This is a genomic window from Micrococcus sp. HMSC31B01 (genome assembly GCF_001816085.1).
GTDB classification, from domain to species: domain Bacteria; phylum Actinomycetota; class Actinomycetes; order Actinomycetales; family Micrococcaceae; genus Micrococcus; species Micrococcus luteus.
Genome location: NZ_KV825055.1, coordinates 1 through 1,739 on the forward strand (window position 1 = coordinate 1; position 1,739 = coordinate 1,739).

The following is a 1,739-nucleotide window of genomic DNA, read 5'->3' on the forward strand; positions in this document are numbered from 1 at the left end:
GGGGACCGCCGTGGTGCTCACCAGCTCGTCCGCGGCGGAGGAGTTCGTGGCCGCGGGTCTGACGCCGCTGGTGGGGGAGCGGGTGCGGCTCGTGGCGATCGGCGCGCCGACCCGTGACACGTGCGCGCGGCGGGGTCTGCCCCTGCTCGGGACGGCCCCCACGCCGGACGCGGCCGGAGTGCTGGCCGTGCTGCGCGGTGCGGCCTGAGCCGCCCGGCCGCACGCGAGGCGAGGCTCAGTCGGGTCGGCCGCCGTCCGGGTCGGTGGCGTCGTCCTCCGTCGACGCCGGGCCGGCGTCGTGCTCCTCGTCCTGAGGCACGCCGGTGGCGGCGGCCATGATGTCCACCCGCGGGCCGCGCAGGATGGCGACCGAGACGTTGGTGAAGCCCGTGTTGGCGAGCAGCTCCGAGGCCTCCTCGTCCGTCAGGTCGTACGCGTGCGCGAGCATGCGCACGTTCTCCGTGTAGAAGGCGTGCAGGCGGTCGACGCCGCGCAGGAAGCCCAGAGTGTTCCCCATGGCGGGGAGCCTACCGGGCGGGCGTGGTGGGCGGGTGGCCGGCGGGTGAACGGCCGGTGGACCGGCCCGCCGGCCGCGGGGGACGACGGGCCGTGCCGCTCAGCCCTCGGCGCGGCGGCTGCGGCGGCGGACCAGCGAGACCTCCATGGTGCGGCCCTCGGTGCGGGTGCGCAGGTACGGCTGGTCCTCCACGAGGGTGGAGAGCTTGGAGTGCCCGAAGTCGCGCGGGTCGAAGTCCACGTGGGTGCGGCTCAGGTGCTGGCCGATCAGGGACAGCGTGGCCCAGCCGTCGTCGGTGCTCGTGGCGTTGACGGCCTTGGTGAGCGCGGCCTGCAGGTCGATGCGCGGGGCGGCGTCGGCCTCGTCGTGCTCGGGCTCGGCCTCGACCGGCACCTCGGGCGGGGTCGGGTCCTCGGTGACGTCCGACGACGACGCACGGCGGCCCCGACGGCCGGCCCCGGACTTCGCCTCCGCGACCTTCCCGTCCTTGCCGGCGGCGGCGTCCCCGGCGGGGGCCTCGTCGGCAGCAGGGGCCTCGTCGGCAATGGGGGCCTCGGCGTCCGCGTCCGTGGCCTCGGGGGTGTCGGTGGCGTCGGTGGTCTTGGCCCCGCGACCGCGGCCTCGACCACCGCGGCGGGACCCCGAGCGGCCGGAGCCCTCGGACGCCTTGGCGTTCTCCTCCTTGGCGGGGGCGTCCTCGCCGGTCTCGTCGTCGTCGACGTCGTGGTCCGTGGCGGTGCCGAGCAGCTCGAGGTAGATGAACTGGTCCACGGCGTTGCGCAGGGAGGCGGGGGTCTTGCGGGCGCCCAGGCCGATCACGCGCTTGCCGCCCTCGCGCAGGCGGGTGGCCAGGCGCGTGAAGTCGGAGTCGGAGGAGACGAGGGCGAACGCGTCCACGTTGCCCATCCAGAGCAGGTCCATCGCGTCGATGATGAGCGCGGAGTCCGAGGAGTTCTTGCCCACGGTGTAGGCGAACTGCTGGACCGGCTGGATCGCGTGGTGGTTCAGCGCCTTCTTCCAGCCGTTGAGGTTGGTCGTGGTCCAGTCGCCGTACGCGCGCTTGATCGTGGGGGTGCCGTAGGTGGCGAGCTCCTCGAGGATCAGGGGGGCGAACTTGGGGGAGACGTTGTCGCTGTCCATCAGGACGGCGATGCGCAGGGATGCGGGGGTGGGTTCGGGCATGTGTCCCACCCTAGTTGTAGGAGGGCATGACGTTGTTGAC

Annotated in this window: 2 protein-coding genes and 1 pseudogene; 1 reads left to right on the plus strand and 2 read right to left on the minus strand. The window is 73.9% G+C overall.

Translation table 11 applies throughout. The features are described from left to right. Window positions 1-208: pseudogene (locus tag HMPREF3105_RS04565) on the plus strand (uroporphyrinogen-III synthase); the annotation flags it as partial. Window positions 209-235: 27 nt separating this feature from the next. On the opposite strand, the gene HMPREF3105_RS04570 reads toward HMPREF3105_RS04565, so the two are convergent. Both HMPREF3105_RS04570 and HMPREF3105_RS04575 read right to left on the minus strand, forming a co-directional pair. Continuing rightward, entirely contained in the window at window positions 236-517 is a 282-nt protein-coding gene (locus HMPREF3105_RS04570; protein WP_070708864.1) for a hypothetical protein, read from the minus strand. A 99-nt stretch (window positions 518-616) separates the two neighbouring features. Next, window positions 617-1,699 (minus strand): NYN domain-containing protein, encoded by a 1,083-nt coding sequence (locus HMPREF3105_RS04575; RefSeq protein WP_070708865.1) that lies wholly within the window; start codon window positions 1,697-1,699, stop codon window positions 617-619. Window positions 1,700-1,739: the final 40 nt, after the last annotated feature.